This window comes from Streptomyces sp. NBC_01808 (assembly GCF_035917395.1).
In the GTDB taxonomy this organism is placed as follows: Bacteria; Actinomycetota; Actinomycetes; order Streptomycetales; family Streptomycetaceae; genus Streptomyces.
In genome coordinates, this window is record NZ_CP109072.1 from 5,147,587 (window position 1) to 5,166,969 (window position 19,383).

Sequence of the window (19,383 nt, forward strand, 5' to 3'; positions counted from 1 at the left end):
CCAACCCTGATGCCAGAGCCGCCCCACCCGTGTGACGATGCGTGGCATGACCGCCCCCACCGCCGCGCCCGCCCCCGAGGGCGCCGCCGCGCCCGGCGGCCCGTACGACCCGTACGAGCGGCCCGTCAGGCGCCTGTACCGCAGCGCCGACGGGCGCTGGCTCGGCGGCGTCGCGCGCGGCCTCGCCGGGCACCTGGGGCTGCCGGTGTCGTGGGTGCGGATCGTCTTCATCGGCCTGCTCCTGGCGAACGGCCTGGGCGTGCTGCTGTACGCGGTCTTCTGGTTCGTCGTCCCGCTCGGCCAGGGCGGCAGGGCGGAGAAGCCGCTCGTCGATGCCGACGCCGACGGCCGCAAGCGGCTCCGCAAGCCCGACAAGGGACAACTGCTCGCCCTCCTCGCCCTCCTCGTCGGCGCCGGCATCTTCGCCGGCAGCCTGGACCTGGGCCGCTCCAACGCCTTCGTCTGGCCGCTGCTGCTCATCGGCGCCGGTGTGGCCCTGGTGTGGCGGCAGGCGGACAACGCGCGGCGGGCGAAGTGGGCGGCGGTCACGCGGCGCACGAAGTTCCTGCCGCTGGCGCGCGGCGCGGCCGGGGTGCTGCTGGTCGGGGCGGGGGTCAGCGCGATATTCGTCATGCAGGGTTCCACGCGGCACATCGGCGCGGTGGTGCAGGCGTCGCTCGCGGTTCTGGTGGGCGTGGCGCTGCTGGCGGGGCCCTGGCTCGTACGGATGGTGCAGGACCTGTCCGAGGAGCGGCTGATGCGCATCCGGGCGCAGGAGCGCGCGGAGGTCGCCGCCCACGTACACGACTCCGTGCTGCACACCCTCACGCTCATCCAGCGCAACGCGGACAACGCCGGCGAGGTGCGCAAGCTGGCCCGCGCGCAGGAACGGGAGCTGCGCACCTGGCTCTACAAGCCGGAGGGGACCGGCAAGGACGAGGAGGAAGGGGCGGGGCCCGGGACGCTCGCCGAGGGGGTGCGCAAGACGGCGGCGGAGGTGGAGGACTACCACGGGGTGCCGGTGGAGGTGGTGTGCGTCGGCGACTGCCCGCTGGACGACAAGCTGAGCGCGCAGTTGCAGGCGGCGCGTGAGGCGATGGTCAACGCGGCCAAGTACGGTGGCGAGGCGGGGCCGGTGCAGGTCTTCGCGGAGGTCGAGGGGCGGCAGGTCTTCATCTCGGTGAAGGACCGCGGTCCCGGCTTCGACCCCGACGCGGTCCCGGCCGACAGAATGGGCGTACGCGAGTCCATCATCGGCAGGATGGAGCGCAACGGCGGCACCGCCCGGCTGCGCACGCCGGCGGGCGGGGGCACCGAGGTGGAGCTGGAGATGGAGCGCGCGGAGTGAGCGCGTACGCGGACGCGGTGGGCGCAGTGAGGAGCGGACGATGACGGACGACGCAGCGGGCGGGACACCGGCGGCAGGGACCCCGGTGAGCGGCGCGGGCCCGGAGGAGGGCCGCCGGGTGCGGGTCGTGCTCGTCGACGACCACCGCATGTTCCGGGCCGGGGTGCAGGCGGAGATCGGGGTGACCGACGAGACCGGCGTCGAGGTCGTCGGCGAGGCGGCGGACGTCGAGCAGGCCGTGACGGTCATCACCGCCACCCGCCCCGAAGTCGTGCTGCTCGACGTGCACCTGCCGGGCGGCGGCGGCGTCGAGGTACTGCGCCGCTGCTCCGGGCTGATGGGGGAGTCGCCGAGCGGCGAGGCGCCGGTGCGCTTCCTGGCGCTGTCGGTGTCGGACGCCGCCGAGGACGTGATCGGCGTCATCCGCGGCGGCGCGCGCGGGTACGTGACGAAGACCATCACCGGCACGGACCTCGTCGACGCGATCTTCCGGGTCTCGGAGGGCGACGCGGTGTTCTCGCCGCGGCTCGCCGGCTTCGTCCTCGACGCCTTCGCGTCGACGGACGCGCCGCCGGTGGACGAGGACCTGGACCGGCTGACGCAGCGGGAGCGGGAGGTGCTGCGGCTGATCGCCCGGGGGTACGCGTACAAGGAAGTGGCGAAGCAGCTCTACATCTCCGTGAAGACCGTCGAATCGCATGTCTCGGCGGTGCTGCGCAAGCTCCAGTTGTCGAACCGGCACGAGCTGACGCGCTGGGCGACGGCCCGCCGCCTGGTCTGACGGACCGCCCCCCGGCGCTTCCCCGCGCCTCCCCGGGCTCAGGCGGGACGTACCGCCGTCACGAACGGCATCGAGTCCACCGGCGCGTAGCGCACGGTCGCCCCTGGCCGGGGCGCGTGGATGATCTGGCCGCCGCCCGCGTAGATGCCGACGTGGCTGAGGCCGGAGTAGTAGAAGACCAGGTCCCCGGGCGCGAGCGCGGAGCGCGGGACGGTGCTGCCCGCCGCGGCCTGGGTGTAGGTCGTACGGGGCAGGGAGACGCCCGCGGCGCCCCAGGCGGCCTGGGTGAGTCCCGAGCAGTCGAAGGCGGCGGGGCCGATGGCGCCCCAGACGTACGGGCTGCCGACCGCGCCCTGGGCGTACGACACGGCGCGCGCGGCGCGGGCGTTCGGCGCCTGCACCGGCCCACGCGCGGCGCCGCGCCCCGCCCGGTCGCCCGCCGCGCCGCCCGCGCCGCTGTGCCCGTCGGCGCCGAGGACGGCGTCGCGCTGCTCGGCGGTGAGGGTGTCGAGCAGCCCGCGGGCCTCGGTGAGCTTGTCCTCGATCGCGCTCTTGTGCCGCTTCAGCTCCGCCCGCGCGTCCTTCAGCTCCGCCAGCCGGTCGCGGGCCTCCGCGCGCACCTGCTCCACCTCCCGTAACTGCCGCCCGACGCCTTCGAGCGCGGTGGCCTGCCGGTTGCCGACCCGTTCGAGCAGGGCGGCCTGGCGCAGGTAGTCCTCCGGCTCGGCGGAGAGGGCGAGCTGCAGGGTGGGGTCGGCGGTGCCGTTGCGGTACTGGGCGGTGGCGAAGGAGCCGAGGGCGTTGCGGGCGTCGTTGAGCCGCGCGGTCTTGCGGGCGGCCTCGTCGCGGAGGTCGTCCAGGGCCCGTTCGGTACGGTCCGCCTTCTCTCTGACGCCGTTGTACTCCTCGACGGTCTGCTCGGCCTCGTGGTGCAGCCGGTCGACCCTGGCCCTGACCTCCGCGGGTGTCGGCTGCGGGTCGGCGTGCGCGAAGCCGCCGAGCGCGGTGGCGGTGGCGGCGCCGACGAGCGCGATCGCCCCGGCGGCACGGGCCCTGGTCCTCCTGTGGGACGCCACTCGGGCGTTCACCCCTTCCTAGCGGTCCGGCGGCGGCCCGCACGGGGGAGCGGACCGCCGCCGACTCTCGGCGGGGGTGGCCGGCTGCCGCGCCGGTGACGCGGGCGGCGGTGAGAAGCCGACCACCTGAGCGGAGACGCTAAGCCGAGGGCGCGGCGCGGGAGGAGGGGATGAAAGAGACTTACCGGACCTGTCTGGCGGTGACAATTTGTGATCGACCGAACACGGTCTAGTGATCTGCGGGTTGGTATCCGTGACCGATGTTCCGGAAGTAGTCACCCCCATTGGGGCGAGCTGTTACGGACCGCTACGCTCCCCTCTCATGGATGTACTCATCAACCTCTTCGTCGCCTCGCACATCATCGGTGTCGCCGCGCTGCTGGGCGGCTGGCTCACCCAGTTGAAGTCGTTGAGCACGGGCGACGTGCGCATCGCGCCCTCGATGGTGCACGGCGCGCTGGTCATGCTGGTGACCGGATTCATCCTCGTCGGCCTCAACGAGGCCGATGACGTGGAACTCAATCAGACGAAGATCAGCGTCAAGAGCCTGATCCTGATAGCGATCCTCGTCATGGTCTTCATCAAGCGGAAGGAAGAGCGCATCCCGAAGCCCTACTTCGCCGCCATCGGACTCCTGACCATGGCCAACGTCGTCATCGCCACCACCTGGACCTGAGGGCGGGACCGTTCTTCCGGCCCTCGGAACCCCTGCACCAACCTCCTGCAACCCACGCCTTCAGGCCGGGCGCACCCCGCTGTGGAACGGCATGTAGTCGATCGACTCGTACTTCACGTCGTCGCCCGGCTTGGAGGCGTGGATCATCTGCCCGTTGCCCACGTAGATCCCGACGTGGCTGATGTCGTCGTAGAAGAAGACCAGGTCGCCCGGCTGCAGATCCGCCTTGGCCACCTGCGTGCCGGCGTTGACCTGGTCGTAGGTCGTACGCGGCAGTGAGATGCCCGCCTCCCGCCAGGCCGCCTGGGTCAGGCCCGAGCAGTCGTACGAGTCCGGGCCTGTGGCCCCCCACACGTACGGCTTGCCCAACTGGGCCTCGGCGAACGCCAGCACCTGCTCCGACTTCGAAGGGCCGGGGTCCGCGGGCGGCGGCTCCTCCTGCTGCTCCTCTTCCTCCTGCTGCTCCTGCTCGCGCTGCTGCTGCTCGCGGCGCTCCTGCTCGGCCTGCTGCTGCCGCTCCAACTCCGCCTGGCGCGCGGCCTCCTCGGCCTTGCGCCGCGCCTCCTCCTCGCGCTTGCGCTCCAGCTCGGCGAGGCGCTCCTTCTCCGCCTCGGTGAGCCGGTCCAGCACCTTGCGCGCGTCGGACAGCTTGGTCTGGACTTCCTGCTTGGACTCCTGGAGCTGCTCCTGCGAGTCGGTGAGGTTGCGCAGGCTCTCCTGCGCCTCCGTGCGCTTCTTGGCTGCCTGGGCCTGGCGCACCTGGAACTGGTCGACCGCGGCCTTCTCGCGGTTCGTCAGCCGCTCCATGAGGTGCGCCTGGTCGAAGTAGGTCTGCGGGTCGGGCGCGAGCATGAACGTCGCGGTGGGCGTGACGCCCCCGGTGCGGTACTGGGCGGCCGCGAGCCGGCCCAGCTCGCGCCGCGACTCATTGAGCCGCGCGGTCTCCTTGGCCACCTCGTCGAGCTGCTGCTCGACCCGGGTGCGCTGCTGCGCGGTGCGCTCCTTGGCGCCGTTGTAGCGCTCGGTGGCCCGCTCCGCCTCGTGGTAGAGGTGGTCGACTTCCTTCTGCACGTCCTCGATCGACCGCTCGGCCGGGGTCGCGCCGGCTTCCTGGGTGAGAAGCGTCGCTGAGGCCAGTGCCGCGGAGCCGACGCCGACGGCGGTACGGCGCCCCGCAGGCGACTCGAGGATCCGGGTCCGCGGCTTTCGGTGGGAAGCCAAGGCAGGCCACTCCTTCCGTCCGGGCAGTGCCGTGCACGGTAGCCACTCGGTGGGACTGCTGTGAAGTCTGATGTTCGATATGCCCGAAACCGTTTCGTGATCCGAGGCACGGTTCCGTGCAAGGGGGACATCCCGGTCGGGCGGTGGGGCCGGCCGCCGGGTCGCCCGGCCGGGGTGGAAAGAAGGGCTGCGGGAGTGGGTTGTCGGTGCGGCGCCCTAGACTCTGTGGACGATGAGCAGCCTCTTCGACGACAGTCATCTCGCCCTCGCCGCGAGCACCCCCGAGCCGTACTACCGCGATGGCGCGCCCCGCCCCGTGACGGACCCGGAAGCGCTGCTCACGGGGCTGAACGAGCAGCAGCGCGCCGCCGTGGAGCACACCGGCTCGCCCCTGCTGATCGTCGCCGGCGCCGGCTCAGGCAAGACCCGGGTGCTGACCCACCGGATCGCGTACCTGCTCGCCAAGCGGCGGGCCCACCCCGGCCAGATCCTCGCCATCACGTTCACGAACAAGGCGGCCGGGGAGATGAAGGAGCGCGTCGAGGAGCTCGTCGGCGCGCGGGCGAACGCGATGTGGGTCTCCACCTTCCACAGCGCCTGCGTGCGCATCCTGCGCCGCGAGTCGAAGAAGCTGGGCTTCACGTCCTCGTTCTCGATCTACGACGCCGCCGACTCGCGCCGGCTGATGGCACTGGTCTGCCGGGACCTGGACCTCGACCCGAAGCGGTATCCGCCGAAGGCGCTCAGCGCCAAGGTCTCCAGCCTGAAGAACGAGCTGATCGACGAGGAGAGCTGGGCCGCCCAGGCCGTCGACGGCTTCGAGAAGACCCTCGCCGAGGCGTACGCGCTCTACCAGTCGCGGCTGCGCGAGGCCAACGCGCTGGACTTCGACGATCTGATCATGACGACCGTGAACCTGCTGCAGGCGTTCCCGGACGTCGCCGAGCACTACCGCCGCCGGTTCCGGCACGTGCTGGTCGACGAGTACCAGGACACCAACCGGGCGCAGTACATGCTGGTGCGCGAGCTGGTCGGGCCGCCGGCCGAGGCGCCGGGGGAGGGCGGGTCCGCGGCCGCGGCGGAGGAGGGGACCGCGGCGGAGGACGGCGGCGCGGGACGTACGACGGGCCCGGAGGGACCCGCGGAGCTGTGCGTCGTCGGCGATGCCGACCAGTCGATCTACGCCTTCCGCGGCGCCACCATCCGCAACATCCTGCAGTTCGAAGAGGACTACCCCGAGGCGCGCACGATCCTGCTGGAGCAGAACTACCGCTCCACGCAGACGATCCTCAACGCGGCCAACGCGGTCATCGAGCGCAACGCCTCCCGCCGCCCCAAGAACCTGTGGACCGACGCCGGCGCCGGCGCCCGCATCGTCGGCTACGTCGCCGACACCGAGCACGACGAGGCGCAGTTCGTCGCCGACGAGATCGACCGGCTCTCGGACGCCGGCGAGGCGCGCGCCGGCGACGTCGCCGTCTTCTACCGGACCAACGCCCAGTCCCGTGTCTTCGAGGAAGTCTTCATCCGCGTCGGCCTGCCCTACAAGGTCGTCGGCGGCGTCCGCTTCTACGAGCGCCGCGAGGTCCGCGACGTCCTCGCGTACCTGCGCGTGCTCGCCAACCCCGAGGACTCCGTACCGCTGCGCCGCATCATGAACGTGCCGAAGCGCGGCATCGGCGACCGCGCCGAGGCGATGATCGAGGCGCTGGCGCAGCGCGAGCGGATCTCGTTCCCGCAGGCGCTGGTGCGCGTCGACGAGGCGTACGGGATGGCGTCCCGCTCGGTCAACGCCGTCAAGCGGTTCAACACGCTGATGGAGGAGCTGCGCACGGTCGTCGAGTCCGGCGCCGGGCCCGCCACGGTGCTGGAGGCGGTGCTGGAGCAGACGGGCTATCTCGCCGAGTTGCAGGCGTCGACGGACCCGCAGGACGAGACCCGTATCGAGAACCTGCAGGAGCTGGCCGCCGTGGCCCTGGAGTTCGAGCAGGAGCGCGGCGAGGAGGGGCCCGGGACGCTCGCCGACTTCCTGGAGCGCGTCGCGCTGGTCGCCGACAGCGACGAGATCCCGGAGGAGGAGACGGACGGCTCCGGCGTCATAACGCTGATGACGCTGCACACCGCCAAGGGCCTGGAGTTCCCCGTGGTGTTCCTCAGCGGCATGGAAGACGGCGTCTTCCCGCACATGCGGGCCCTCGGCGACGTCAAGGAGCTGGAGGAGGAGCGCCGGCTGGCGTACGTCGGCATCACGCGCGCGCAGGAGCGGCTGTATCTGACGCGCTCGGTGATGCGCAGCTCGTGGGGCCAGCCGTCGTACAACCCGCCGTCGCGCTTCCTGGACGAGATCCCGCCGGCCTATGTGGAGTGGCGGCGTACGGGCGCCTCGGCCACCCGGGGCGGCGGCGGGGGGCGGTCGCCGATGGAGTCCGCGGCGGCGGCGCTGGCGTCGTCCACATCCTCGGCCCGTACGCGGCAGGGCCCTTCGGGCTTCGCCACGGGGCGGGCGACGGAGCGGCCGGTGATCGCGCTGTCGGTGGGGGACCGGGTGACGCACGACCAGTTCGGGATGGGGACGGTCGTGGAGGTGTCGGGCTCGGGCGCGAACGCGCAGGCGACGATCGACTTCGGCGACGGCGGACGGACGAAGAAGCTGCTGCTGCGGTACGCGCCGGTGGAGAAGCTGTAGGGCGCGCGTGCCCTCGGTTGTCGCGGGCCGTGATGCGGTCCGGCGGTGCCGCGCGGCGCCGGCGGCACGCGCGGCCTACTGCGGGTCGAGGCCCTTCTCCTGCAGCCAGGCGAGCGGGTCGATGGCGGCGCCGCCGCCGGGGTGCACCTCGAAGTGCAGGTGCGGTCCCGTGGAGTTGCCGGAGTTGCCGGAGTAGGCGACGACGTCGCCCGCCTGTACGGGGCCGGTGGTGATGGCGTAGCTGTCGAGGTGGGCGTACCACGTCTCGGTGCCGTCGGCGGCGGTGAGGACGAGCATGTTCCCGTACGAGTAGTCGTAGCGGGTGGTGACCGTGCCGTCGGTGGCGGCCTTGACCTCGCTGCCGTACGAGACGGGGAAGTCGATGCCGGTGTGCACGGACATCCAGTTGACGCCCGCCTGGCCGTAGTACGCGCTGAGCCCGGGGCTGTCGACCGGGACCGCGAACTTCGGGCGCAGCGCCTCCTTGCGCGCCGCCTCCTCCGCCTCCCGCTTCCGCTCGGCCTCCTGCTTCTCCTTGAGGTCGATGCGCTCCTGGGTGCGGCTGGCGCGGTCGGCGAAGTCGTCGGCGTCCTCGGTGACGCCGCGAAGCTGCGTGTCGAGCGCGGCGTTGGCCTTCGAGACCTTCGCGGAGCCCGTGTCCGGGGCCGCCTGCGTGGTCTTGCCGTCGCCCTCGGCGCCACCCTTGCCGGTGACGCTCGCGGCGGCGACACCGGCCACGCCGACGACGGCGATGGACGGCACGGCCACGGTCAGCAGCGCGGAGCGCTTGGGACAGCGGCGGCGGGCGCGTACGGCGCGGCCGACGGGGACGCCGGCCGGGCGGCGCGCGGCGGCGGGGGCGGGGTCGGCGTCGGGCGCCGTGGGGGTCTCGGGCGCGTCGGGGTGGTCGAACCCGTCCGGCTTGTCGGGGCCGCCGATGCCTTCGATGCCGTCGTGCTCGGCGAGGGCGGCGAAGTCCCAGGCGGAGGTCGCGTCGGGGTCGGCGTGCGCGGCGTTCGCGAGGTCCGGGGCGTAGGCCGCGTGCTCGTCGTACGCGGCGGTGGCCGCCGTGGTGTCGCCGAACGCCTCGGGGTATGCGGTGGCTTCGGCGTACGCCGTGGCGTCCGGGTACCCCGTCGTGTCCGTGGCCGCCTCCGCGTACGCCGCGGTGTCGTAGTGGCCGGTGTCCCAGCCGGCGGCGGAGTCGTACTGCGTGCCCGGGTGCCGCGGGACTTCGTGCTGCACGGCTTCGTACTGCGTGCCGTCGTACGCCGCGGCCTCGTGCTGCTGCGCGGCGTCGTACTGCGTGCCGTCGTACCGCGCGCCGGTGTCCCAGTCGGACCACTCGCCCGTGGTGTTCCACTGCGCGGCCGGGGCGCTCGCCGACGGATAGCCGTAGTCGTACTCGTCGGCAGGGCCCGCCTGCCGCGGGATGCCTCCGGCCGGAACCCCGGCGGCCGGGGTGTCGGTGGCGGCCTCCGTCCAGAGCGGGGAGACGTCGTAGCCGCCGGAGGCGTGGGCGTCGGTGGCGTAGGGATCGGCCGTGCCGTACAGGCCGTTCGTGCCGTACACGCCGAAGTCGGCGGACTGCGCGCCGGTGTCCCACGACGGGGCGGCGTCGGGCGTCAGATAGCCGCCGGTCTCGTAGCCGGTGGTGGCGTATGTGCCCGAGTCGTACGCGGCCGAGTGGCCCGCGTCGTAGCCGTCATAGCTCTCGTCGTAGCTCTGATAGCCGTGATGGAGAGGCTCTTCACCGGAACCGCCGCCGTGGCCGGAGGTGTCGTAGCCGTACCCGTAGCTGTCGAGGCTGCCATAGGCGGAGGCGTCGCCAGCGGGAGAGGCCGGGGTGGGGAAGCCCGGCGGGGGACGGTCGTTCACCACTTCTCTTTCGCCTCGGGAGCAGGAGACTGCCGCGACTGTACCGGGCGTCCCACGGCTCGACAATCTTTCCTTGGTTTCACCGGGGCGCGTTCGGGGCACTTGCCCGATTTTTCGAGTACCCGAGGGTAGGACCGGGGCCAGGGCTGTCCGATTTGCCGGTGGCCGCCCGTGTGATTTCCCCCTCCCCGGATGTTGCGGTCGGCCGGGGTGCGCGATGCTGGGGATAACGTTCGTTCACACCCTCGAAGGACTCACGGACGCGCGGGACGGCGCGATGGAGGCAGCGATGAGTGGCACCGGTCCGATCCGCGTGGTGGTGGCCAAGCCGGGACTCGACGGCCACGACCGCGGGGCCAAGGTCATCGCGCGGGCCCTGCGCGACGCCGGCATGGAGGTCATCTACACGGGCCTGCACCAGACGCCGGAGCAGATCGTCGACACCGCGATCCAGGAGGACGCCGAGGCGATCGGCCTCTCCATCCTCTCCGGGGCGCACATGACGCTCTTCGGCAAGGTCGTGGAGCTGCTGCGGGAGCGGGATGCGCTGGACATCAAGCTGTTCGGCGGCGGGATCATCCCGGAGGACGACATCCCGCAGTTGAAGGGGCTGGGCGTCGCGGCGATCTTCACGCCGGGCGCGGCGACCACCGAAGTGGTGGAGTGGGTGCGGACGCACGTGCGGGAGCCGGCGGGCGCGTAGGGCGTACGCTCCGAGGGGGCGCGCACCCGGTGGCGCGTTGCGCCACCGGGAACGGCGCGTGACCGTCTGCGCGCGGGCGTCCCTCAGGGCCGCAGGGCGGCGGGGGTGGTCAGCTCGTCGCGCATCGCGGCGCGTATCCGCAGCGTGGCGACCAGCCGCTGGAACGCCTCCGACCAGTACCCGGCGGCGCCCGGCGAACTCTCCTCCGCCTCCTCGTGCATCGCGGCCAGCGGTTCGAGGCGGACGGCGTACGAGGGGTCGAGGCAGCGCTCCGCGAGGCCCATCACGCCGCTGAAGCTCCACGGGTAACTGCCGCCGTCGCGCGCGATCTCCAGGGCGTCGACCACGGCCCGGCCCAGCTCCTCCGGCCACGGCACGGCGCAGGCGCCCAGGAGGCGGAACGCCTCGGACAGGCCGTGCGCCGAGATGAACTCGGCGACCCACGCGGCCCGTTCCGCCTCGGGCAGCGCGGTGAGCAGCCGCGCCGGGTCCCGCCCGGGGACGTGCTCGCCGCCGCCTGACGTGCTGCCGGGGGCGGGGATGCGCGCGGGGGAGGGCGGCCCGGCGGTGAACGGCGGCGGCTCGTTCGGGGGCGAGGTCGGGGCGGTGCCGAGGAGGGCGCGGGCCCAGGCGGCGTCGTGCTGCCGGGCGGCGGCGCGGCTCCAGGCGGCGAGCAGGTCGGGCCGCCAGCCGTCGGCGACGGGCAGGTCGATGACCTCCGCCGGCGTCCGGTCGTCGAAGACCTCCGTCCACACCGCAAGCGGCGCCGCCGCGACCAACTGCCCGAACCACCACGACCGCTCGCCCATGCCCGCCGGCGGCGTGGCCACGATCCCGTCCCGCTGCATGGCGGCGTCGCACTCGTAGGGCGCCTCCACCGCGACGACCGGCGGCTCCTCGCTGCGGTCGAGCATCACCAGCGACCGCACCCGCGCGGCCATCCGCCCGGCTAGCGCGGAACCGGGGAGCCCGGCGAGGAGTTCGGCCGCCGCGGCCCGTACGCCTCGGCTGCGATCGGCCAGGGCGTCCTCCAGGAACTGCTCGTCGGCGAGGGACAGCCCCGTGCGCAGCAGCTCCACGAACGCGAGCCGGTCCTCGGCCTTCTCGGCGGACCACGTCGTGGTCAGCAACTCGACGGCACCCGCGGGGTCGGCCCTGCGCACCTCGGCGAAGAGCGCACCGCGCACCTGGCTGGTCCCCGGCCCGCCGGTCCGCGGCCCCTCCTCCCACAGCGCGCGGACGGCGCCCGCGTCGCGCGGGTCGGGCAGCGCGGGCCCGGCGGCGCCGTCGCGCAGCAGCGGCGCCCACTGCGGCGCCCGCTCGGCGAGCCACAGCCCGCGCGGCCCGGCGAGGGCCAGCGCGTGCGGCCGCAGGTCGATACGGGCCCGGGCGGCGTCGAGCAGCGCGGGCAGCAACTCGGGCGGCGACTGGTAGCCGCACTCGACGGCGTGCCGCAGCCACTCCGGTATCAGCTCGGCGAGGTCGGGAGCGGGCCCGCGCCGCCGGGTGCCGCCGCCCGTACCGGAGCGGTCCGCGAGCAGTGCGGCGAGCCGCCGTCGCGCGGCGGCGGGCAGCCGCGGCCGCGGATCGTGCGCGGCGGGCTCGGGCAGCCGCCGCGCGGGGCCCGGCACGACCCCGGCCCGCCGCCGCACGGTGGCCGCGGCGGCGGCGTCGAGCAGCGCCCCCTCGTCGACCCCCCGCCGCCCGCCTCCCACGACAGCCGCACCGACCAACTCCCCCCAGCCCCCGAAGACCTGCGTCCCCACGGTCATACGACCTCCTCAGAAGACCCGCACCCCGCCCGAACCCCGCACCTGCGCGGATATGCCACGACAGCCGCCACCTGTCCCGTACGCCTCGCGCCGAGCCGGCCGGCCACCGCCGGTCCGTCGCGCCGCACCTCCTCCCGATCCCGCGTCAGCGCCATGCGCCTCCGCCCTTCGCCGCCGCGATCGGCGCCCCCGCATCCGCCACCGCGGCGACTGCGCCCGTCAGCGGGACCGCCGTGCCCGCCGACCATGTGGTCAGCGGGCGGAAGCCCGCGTGGCCGAACTCGCCGAAGACCGTGACCGGGCCGCCCCCCGACACCGCGAGGAGCTGCCACACACCCGGGCCGCGGCCCGCGGCCGGGTGGAGCGGCAGCGCGCGGTCACCCGTGCGCTCGGCCAACTGCCAGCCCTCGTCCCCCTCTTCCGGCACCGGGACCAGGTCCGTGAGGACCGCCGGTATCCCCTCCAGCCACGGGTCCGCCGCCAGCGCCGCCCCGTACGCCGCGGCCACCGCCGCGATCCCGGCCCCCGGCGGCACGGCCCGCTCCTCCCGGCCGCCCCTCGCCGCCGGGGTCCGCGGGCCCGCGTGGACCGTGCCGAGCGCCGCGCGCAGCGGATACGCGCCCGGGTAATAGGCCAGCTCCGCGTCCAGCACCAGCCCCGTCGGCAGCGACTGCTCCGGCGCCCGGCCCGCCGCCCCGTACGCCAGCAGCAGCGCCATCCGCTCCGTGCCCGCGCCCCACAGCCAGATGCGGCGCGTGACCAACTTGCCGTCATCGGCGTCCTCCTGGGCCAGCACCAGCCAGTCGTCCCGCAGCGTGCCGCCGCGCAGCAGCCCCGCGGCGTCGACCGTCAGGCCCACCCGCGCCCGCACCGTCGCCGCCAGCGGCTCCGGCAGCTCGTCCAGCCGCAGGAACCCCTGGTCGAGCAGATGCAGCAGGCTGCACTCGGCGAGCAGGCGCGCAGGCCACCCCGGTCCCGAAGCCGGCAGCGTCCCCAACTCGCGCACCCGCGCCGCCAGCCCGGGCGCCTGCGCGTCGACCATCCGCGCCGCCGTCTCCTCCCACACCGCGCCCCGCGGCGCCGTCGCCAGCCCGTCGCGCAGCAGGTCCGCCAGCCGCTGCTCCAGCTCCGCGGCCCCCGCGGCGATCCGCTGCCGCCGCTGCTCCGCCCGCCGCCGCGCCTCGGCCGCCGCCGCCGGATCCGGGGTCCGCTCCGCCGCGGGCTCGGCGGCGGCCTTCCGCTCCGCCTTCTCCCGGCGGCTCGCCAGCCACTCCGCCGCCCACTCCGGGGCCGGCGCTTCCGCCGGGGTCTCGGGCACGTCGCCCTGCGCCCAGCGCAGCAGCAGCCCCAGCGCGTGCTTGCACGGGAACTTCCGGCTCGGGCAACTGCACTTGTACGCCGGGCCCTGCAGATCCACCACCGTCTGATACGGCCTGCTCCCGCTCCCGCGGCACAGCCCCCACACCGCCTCGCCCGCGGCCCCGGACTCCGCCCACGGCCCGGCCGCGGCGAGCTTGCTGCCCGCCGTACGTGACGAGGCGTCAGGCGCCAGCCCCCACACCTGATCCACGCTCCACCGTTCGCTCAGCCCCTCCATGCCCACGACGCTACGACCCCCCACTGACAACGGCTCTGACCTGCGATATCCACAGACACGGGGGCGGTGTCAGTGCCGTGCGGCAAGGTGGTTTCCGCAGTCACCGCGGCGGTAGCGGGCGGCGGCTGCGACCGAGTCGGCGAGGAGGGGACGATGACGACCACGACAGGGGCAGGCGCGGCCATCGGGGGCAGCGGCGAGGCGGGCGGGGCTCCGGAGTCCGCGGGGTCCGCGGGCACCGGCGGGTCCGCGGCCGCCGACGCCGCGCTGCGGCCGCACGCCGAGGACGCCTTCGCGCATGAACTGGCGGCCCTCGCCGCCGCGGACGACCGGCCGAGGCCGCCGCGCTGGCGGCTGTCGCCGTGGGCGGTGTCCACGTATCTGCTGGGCGGCACGCTCCCGGACGGCACGGCCATCACGCCCAAGTACATCGGCCCGCGCCGGATCGTGGAGGTGGCGGTCGCCACGCTGGCGACGGACCGGGCGCTGCTGCTCCTCGGCGTGCCCGGCACGGCGAAGACCTGGGTCTCGGAGCACCTGGCCGCCGCCGTCAGCGGCGATTCCACGCTGCTCGTGCAGGGGACGGCGGGCACCCCGGAGGAGGCGATCCGCTACGGGTGGAACTACGCGCAGTTGCTGGCCGCAGGACCCAGCCGGGAGGCGCTGGTGCCCAGCCCGGTGATGCGGGCGATGGCGGAGGGCATGACGGCGCGGGTCGAGGAGCTGACCCGTATCCCCGCCGACGTGCAGGACTCGCTCATCACGATCCTGTCCGAGAAGACCCTGCCGATCGCGGAGCTGGGCGAAGAGGTCCAGGCGGTGCGGGGGTTCAACGTCATCGCGACGGCCAACGACCGCGACCGCGGGATCAACGAGCTGTCGAGCGCCCTGCGCCGCCGCTTCAACACGGTGGTGCTGCCGCTCCCGGCGTCCCCCGAGGACGAGGTCGGCATCGTCACCCAGCGCGTCGCCCAGATCGGCGCCTCCCTCCAGCTCCCGCCGGTCCCCGAGGCGGTCGACGAGATCCGCAGGGTCGTCACGGTCTTCCGTGAACTGCGCGACGGGGAGACGTCCGACGGCCGCACGAAGGTCAAGTCCCCGTCCGGGACGCTGTCGACGGCCGAGGCGATATCCGTGGTCACCGGCGGCCTCGCGCTGGCGGCGCACTTCGGCGACGGGGTGCTGCGCGCGAGCGACGTGGCGGCGGGCATCCAGAGCGCGGTGGTCCGCGATCCGGCGGCGGACAGCGTGGTGTGGCAGGAGTACCTGGAAACGGTCGTCCGCGAGCGTGACGGCTGGAAGGACTTCTACCGCGCCTGCCGCGAGCTCACGGCCTGACCCCACCCGAGTGCCGGACATAAAGAAGTAAGGAAGGGAGTGAGGGGGTGAGGGTGGCGGAAGAGGCGTACGCGGGCGAGGAGTTCGCCGACGCCCGGCAGGAGGACACGGGACACCTGGCAGGGGGAGGCGCGGCGCCCGCGGCCGGGGGAGCCGCGCGGACCGTGGCCGGGGAAGCCGCCGGGCGCCTGGCGGGGAGGAGCGCGGAAACCGTGGCCGGGGGAGTCGCCGCAGGCGTGGCAGGGAGGGGTGCGGAGCGCTTGGGCGGGGGAGTCGGGGTCGTGGAGGGGGAGCGGGCTGTGAGCGGTGTGGAGGAGGGGAGCACGCGGAGCGCCGCGGCCGTCGAGCCGCTGCTGCTCGGCGTGCGGCACCACGGGCCCGGCTCCGCGCGCGGAGTCGCCGCGGCGCTGGACGCGTACCGGCCGCGGGTCGTGCTCATCGAGGGGCCGCCGGAGGCGGACGCGATCGTCGGGCTCGCCGGAGAGGAGGACATGCGGCCGCCCGTCGCGCTGCTGGCCCACGCCGTGGACGAGCCGGCGCGGGCGGGGTTCTGGCCGCTGGCGCACTTCTCGCCGGAGTGGGTCGCGATCCGCTGGGCGCTGCGCCACGGCGTCCCGGTCCGCTTCATCGACCTCCCCGCCACCCACACCCTCGCGATGGCCGGCGCCGGCCGACTGGCCCCGGGCGGGCCGGGGCCGGGCGAAGGACCGGAGGGGGGCCGGCCCGACGAGGGGGACGGAGCAGGAGGCAAGGGAGGGGAAGGGCCGGGGCCCGACCCCGAGGCGCTGCGCATCGACCCGCTGGCGGTCCTCGCGGAGGCCGCCGGTTACGACGACCCGGAGCGGTGGTGGGAGGACGCGATCGAGCACCGCATGCCGAAACCGGGTGCGGAAGCGGGGGAGCGGCGCGGTCGCGCGGCGCCGGAGACCGATGCGGGGGACGCCTCGGCGTCGGCCGCCGACGGCTCCGCCGCCACCGCGGACCTCCGCGGTCAGGCCGCCTCCGCGGCGGGCAGCGGTGATGTCGCCGCGACGTTCGTCGCGCTGGGCGAGGCGATGGGCGCGTTGCGCGAGCGGTACGGGGACGGAGGGCACGACCGGGACCTGGTGCGCGAAGCGCACATGCGGCTGCGGCTGCGGGAGGCGCGGCGCGAGTTCGACGGGCAGGTCGCCGTCGTCTGCGGCGCGTGGCACGTGCCCGCGCTGCGGGCCCGTACCACCGTCACCGCCGACCGCCGTCTGCTCAAGGGCCTGCCCAAGGTCAGGACCGAGGTGGCCTGGGTGCCGTGGACCCACCGCCGGCTGGCGCGGCAGAGCGGCTACGGGGCGGGTATCGACTCCCCCGGCTGGTACGCGCATCTCTTCGAGGTACAGGACCGGCCCATCGAGCGCTGGTTGATCAAGGTCGCCGACCTGCTGCGCGCGGAGGGCCGTACGGTCTCGTCGGCGCACGTCATCGAGGCCGTCCGGCTGGCCACCGCGCTGGCCACGATGCGGGGCCGCCCGCTCGCCGGGCTGGCCGAGACGCTCGACGCCGTACGGGCCGTGATGTGCGACGGCTCCGAGGTGCCGCTGGCGCTCGTCGCCGACCGGCTCGTCGTGGGGGACGCGCTCGGCGAGGTGCCGGAGTCGGCGCCCGCCGTCCCGCTGCAGCGGGATCTGGCGCGTACGCAGCGGGCGTTGCGGCTCAAGCCGGCGGCGGAGGAGCGCGAACTGCAGCTCGACCTGCGCAAGGAGACCGACGCCGGGCGCAGCCGCCTCCTGCACCGGCTGCGGCTGCTCGGCATCGACTGGGGCGTGCCCGCGGCCTCCCGGGCGAGCACCGGCACGTTCCGCGAGACGTGGAGCCTGCGGTGGGAGCCGGACCTGTCCGTACGCGTCGTGGAGGCGGCGCTCTGGGGCACGACGGTGGTCGCGGCGGCCACGGCCAAGGCCGAGTACGAGGCGGCGCAGGCCGGTTCGCTGGCACAGGTGACGGCGCTGGCCGAGCAGTGCCTGCTCGCCGAGCTGACCGACGCCCTGCCGGTCGCCATGCGGGCACTCGCCGACCGCGCCGCGCTCGACACCGACGTCGGCCACCTGGCCGCGGCCCTCCCGGCGCTGGCCCGCTCCGTCCGCTACGGCGACGTCCGCGGCACGGAGACCGCGGCGCTCGCGGAGGTCGCCACGGGTCTGGCCGACCGCATCTTCGTCGGCCTCCCGGCCGCGTGCGTGGGGCTCGACGCGGACGGGGCGCAGGAGATGCGTACGTACGTCGACGCGGTGCACGCGGCGGTGGCGCTGCTGGACGCGGGCGCGGGGCCGGGAGACGCCGGTTCGGATGGGGACGCCTCCGGCGGTGCGGTGCACGGAGGGCGTGGAACGGACGCGGGGAGTGATGACGGAAAAGCAGCCGGTGATGGCGCGGTGGCGAGGAAGACGGCCCCGGACACGGCCGGTTCGCTGCGGGGGCGGTGGGCCGGTGCGTTGCGGGTGCTGGCGGGCCGGGACGCCGTGCCCGGGCTCATCAGGGGCCGGGCCGTGCGGCTGCTTCTCGACGGTGGCCGGATGCCGGCCGCAGAGGCGGAGCGGGTCATGGGCCTCGCGCTGTCGCACGCCGTGCCGCCCGCGGACGCCGCCGCATGGGTCGAGGGCTTCCTCGGCGGCGACGGCGGCATGCTCCTCGTCCACGACGAGCGGCTGCTCGCGCTGGTCGACGGCTGGCTGACCGGGTTGTCCGGTGACGCCTTCACGGACGTGCTGCCGCTGCTGCGGCGGACGTTCGCCGAGTACGAGCCGGGGGCCCGGCGCGCCATCGGCGAGTTGGTGCGCCGCGGCGCCTCCGCCGCGGGCCCGGCGGAGCCGGAGGGCCTGCCGGGCTTCGCCGACGAGATCGACACCGCCCGCGCGGCCGCCGTCCTGCCCGCGCTCCAGGCCCTGCTCGGCACCGAGAAGGGACAACAGTGACCCGGCACGCAGCCCGCAACGAAGGGAATCCGACCCCCGGTTCGCCACCCCACCCCCACACCCCCCAGGAGGAGCCCTCGATGCCTACCCCCGCCGACCCCGCGCCCGCGACCCCGACTCCCGCACCTGCCACTCCCGCCGCCCCCGCGGGAGAGCGGCTGCGGCGGTGGCGGCTGGTGCTGGGCGGTGAAGGCGGCGGGGACGGGACCGGGGCCGCGCTGGGCAGGGACGACGCCGGGATGGATCAGGTGCTGGCCGCTCTCTACGGGGGCGCAGAGCAACCCGGCCGCAGCGGCCGGCGGCGGGCCGGGCTCGGCGGGTCCGCCCCGCAGGTGGCCCGGTGGCTCGGCGACGTGCGGGAGTACTTCCCGACGCCCGTCGTCCAGGTCATGCAGCGCGACGCCATCGACCGCCTCGGCATCGCCTCGCTCCTCCTGGAGCCCGAGATGCTCGCCGCCGTCGAGCCCGACGTGCACCTCGTCGGCACGCTCCTCTCCCTCGCCAAGGCCATGCCCGACGAGGCCCGCGAGACCGCCCGCACCGTCGTCCGGCAGGTCACCGACGACCTGGAGCGCAAGCTCGCCGCCCGCACCCGCGCCACCCTCACCGGCGCCCTCGACCGGGCCGCCCGCGTGCAGCGCCCCCGGCATCGCGACATCGACTGGGACCGCACCATCCGCGCCAACCTCAAGCACTACGTCCCCGAGCACCGCACCGTCGTCCCCGAGCGCCTCGTCGGCTACGCGCGCGCCGCCCGCTCCGTCCGCAAGGAAGTCGTCCTCGCCATCGACCAGTCCGGCTCCATGGCCGCCTCCGTCGTCTACGCCTCCGTCTTCGGCGCCGTCCTCGCCTCGATGCGCTCCCTCGCCACCCGCCTCGTCGCCTTCGACACCGCGGTCGTCGACCTCACCGACCAGCTCAGTGACCCCGTCGACGTGCTCTTCGGCACCCAACTCGGCGGCGGTACGGACATCAACAGGGCGCTCGCCTACTGCCAGCAGCGCATCACCCGCCCCGCCGACACCGTGGTCGTGCTCATCAGCGACCTGTACGAGGGCGGCATACGCCAGGAGATGCTGAAGCGGGTCGCCGCGATGAAGGCGTCCGGCGTGCAGTTCGTCGCGCTGCTCGCGCTCTCCGACGAGGGGGCGCCCGCGTATGACCGTGATCACGCGGCCGCGCTCGCCGCCCTCGGCGCACCCGCGTTCGCCTGTACGCCCGAGCTGTTCCCCGAGGTGATGGCGGCGGCGCTGGAAGGCCGCCCGCTGCCCGTCCCCGCGGCGACGTAGCGGGACGCGGAGAGCAGTCCCCCGTGCCCCATCCGTACCCGCTCACACGGGGACCGCACTTGTGACCGTTCTC

General features: G+C 74.5%; 13 protein-coding genes. 8 read left to right on the forward strand and 5 right to left on the reverse strand.

Annotated elements, in window-relative coordinates:
• Window positions 1–46: 46 nt before the first annotated feature.
• Entirely contained in the window at window positions 47–1,348 is a 1,302-nt protein-coding gene (locus OG946_RS22935) for an ATP-binding protein (protein WP_326797895.1), read from the forward strand.
• A 40-nt stretch (window positions 1,349–1,388) separates the two neighbouring features.
• The gene (locus OG946_RS22940; RefSeq protein ID WP_326797896.1) at window positions 1,389–2,129 is read left to right on the forward strand and encodes a response regulator transcription factor; all 741 of its coding nucleotides are present in this window, start codon (window positions 1,389–1,391) and stop codon (window positions 2,127–2,129) included.
• A gap of 38 nt (window positions 2,130–2,167) precedes the next feature.
• On the opposite strand, the gene OG946_RS22945 is transcribed toward OG946_RS22940, so the two are convergent.
• Window positions 2,168–3,217: a C40 family peptidase gene (locus OG946_RS22945; RefSeq protein ID WP_326797897.1), complete on the reverse strand. Its 1,050-nt coding sequence runs from the start codon at window positions 3,215–3,217 to the stop codon at window positions 2,168–2,170.
• A gap of 310 nt (window positions 3,218–3,527) precedes the next feature.
• Here OG946_RS22945 and OG946_RS22950 point away from each other — a divergent pair, with 310 nt between their 5' ends.
• Entirely contained in the window at window positions 3,528–3,881 is a 354-nt protein-coding gene (locus OG946_RS22950; RefSeq protein ID WP_326797898.1) for a hypothetical protein, read from the forward strand.
• A 60-nt stretch (window positions 3,882–3,941) separates the two neighbouring features.
• On the opposite strand, the gene OG946_RS22955 is transcribed toward OG946_RS22950, so the two are convergent.
• Window positions 3,942–5,102, reverse strand: a complete 1,161-nt coding sequence (locus OG946_RS22955; RefSeq protein ID WP_326797899.1) for a C40 family peptidase — start codon at window positions 5,100–5,102, stop codon at window positions 3,942–3,944.
• 232 nt (window positions 5,103–5,334) lie between these two features.
• Here OG946_RS22955 and pcrA point away from each other — a divergent pair, with 232 nt between their 5' ends.
• On the forward strand, window positions 5,335–7,788 hold the full coding sequence (pcrA, locus tag OG946_RS22960; protein ID WP_326797900.1) for a DNA helicase PcrA: 2,454 nt from the start codon (window positions 5,335–5,337) through the stop codon (window positions 7,786–7,788).
• Between the two features lie 75 nt (window positions 7,789–7,863).
• Here pcrA and OG946_RS22965 read toward each other — a convergent pair whose 3' ends face one another.
• On the reverse strand, window positions 7,864–9,666 hold the full coding sequence (locus tag OG946_RS22965; RefSeq protein WP_326797901.1) for a M23 family metallopeptidase: 1,803 nt from the start codon (window positions 9,664–9,666) through the stop codon (window positions 7,864–7,866).
• Window positions 9,667–9,955: 289 nt separating this feature from the next.
• Here OG946_RS22965 and OG946_RS22970 point away from each other — a divergent pair, with 289 nt between their 5' ends.
• The gene (locus OG946_RS22970; protein ID WP_047017636.1) at window positions 9,956–10,369 is read left to right on the forward strand and encodes a cobalamin B12-binding domain-containing protein; all 414 of its coding nucleotides are present in this window, start codon (window positions 9,956–9,958) and stop codon (window positions 10,367–10,369) included.
• A gap of 83 nt (window positions 10,370–10,452) precedes the next feature.
• Here OG946_RS22970 and OG946_RS22975 read toward each other — a convergent pair whose 3' ends face one another.
• Both OG946_RS22975 and OG946_RS22980 read right to left on the reverse strand, forming a co-directional pair.
• A complete protein-coding gene (locus OG946_RS22975) occupies window positions 10,453–12,141 on the reverse strand; it encodes a DUF5691 domain-containing protein (RefSeq protein ID WP_326797902.1) in 1,689 nt (562 codons plus the stop codon).
• 145 nt (window positions 12,142–12,286) lie between these two features.
• Window positions 12,287–13,744 (reverse strand): SWIM zinc finger family protein, encoded by a 1,458-nt coding sequence (locus OG946_RS22980; RefSeq protein WP_442814635.1) that lies wholly within the window; start codon window positions 13,742–13,744, stop codon window positions 12,287–12,289.
• Between the two features lie 147 nt (window positions 13,745–13,891).
• Here OG946_RS22980 and OG946_RS22985 point away from each other — a divergent pair, with 147 nt between their 5' ends.
• The 3 genes from OG946_RS22985 to OG946_RS22995 all read left to right on the forward strand — a co-directional run bounded on the left by OG946_RS22985 (window position 13,892) and on the right by OG946_RS22995 (window position 19,310).
• Complete coding sequence (locus OG946_RS22985) at window positions 13,892–15,076, forward strand: ATP-binding protein (protein WP_326797904.1); 1,185 nt, start codon at window positions 13,892–13,894, stop codon at window positions 15,074–15,076.
• Between the two features lie 299 nt (window positions 15,077–15,375).
• Window positions 15,376–18,021, forward strand: coding sequence for a DUF5682 family protein (locus tag OG946_RS22990; protein ID WP_326797905.1), 2,646 nt, complete (start codon window positions 15,376–15,378; stop codon window positions 18,019–18,021).
• 80 nt (window positions 18,022–18,101) lie between these two features.
• Entirely contained in the window at window positions 18,102–19,310 is a 1,209-nt protein-coding gene (locus OG946_RS22995) for a VWA domain-containing protein (RefSeq protein WP_326797906.1), read from the forward strand.
• Window positions 19,311–19,383 lie beyond the last annotated feature (73 nt).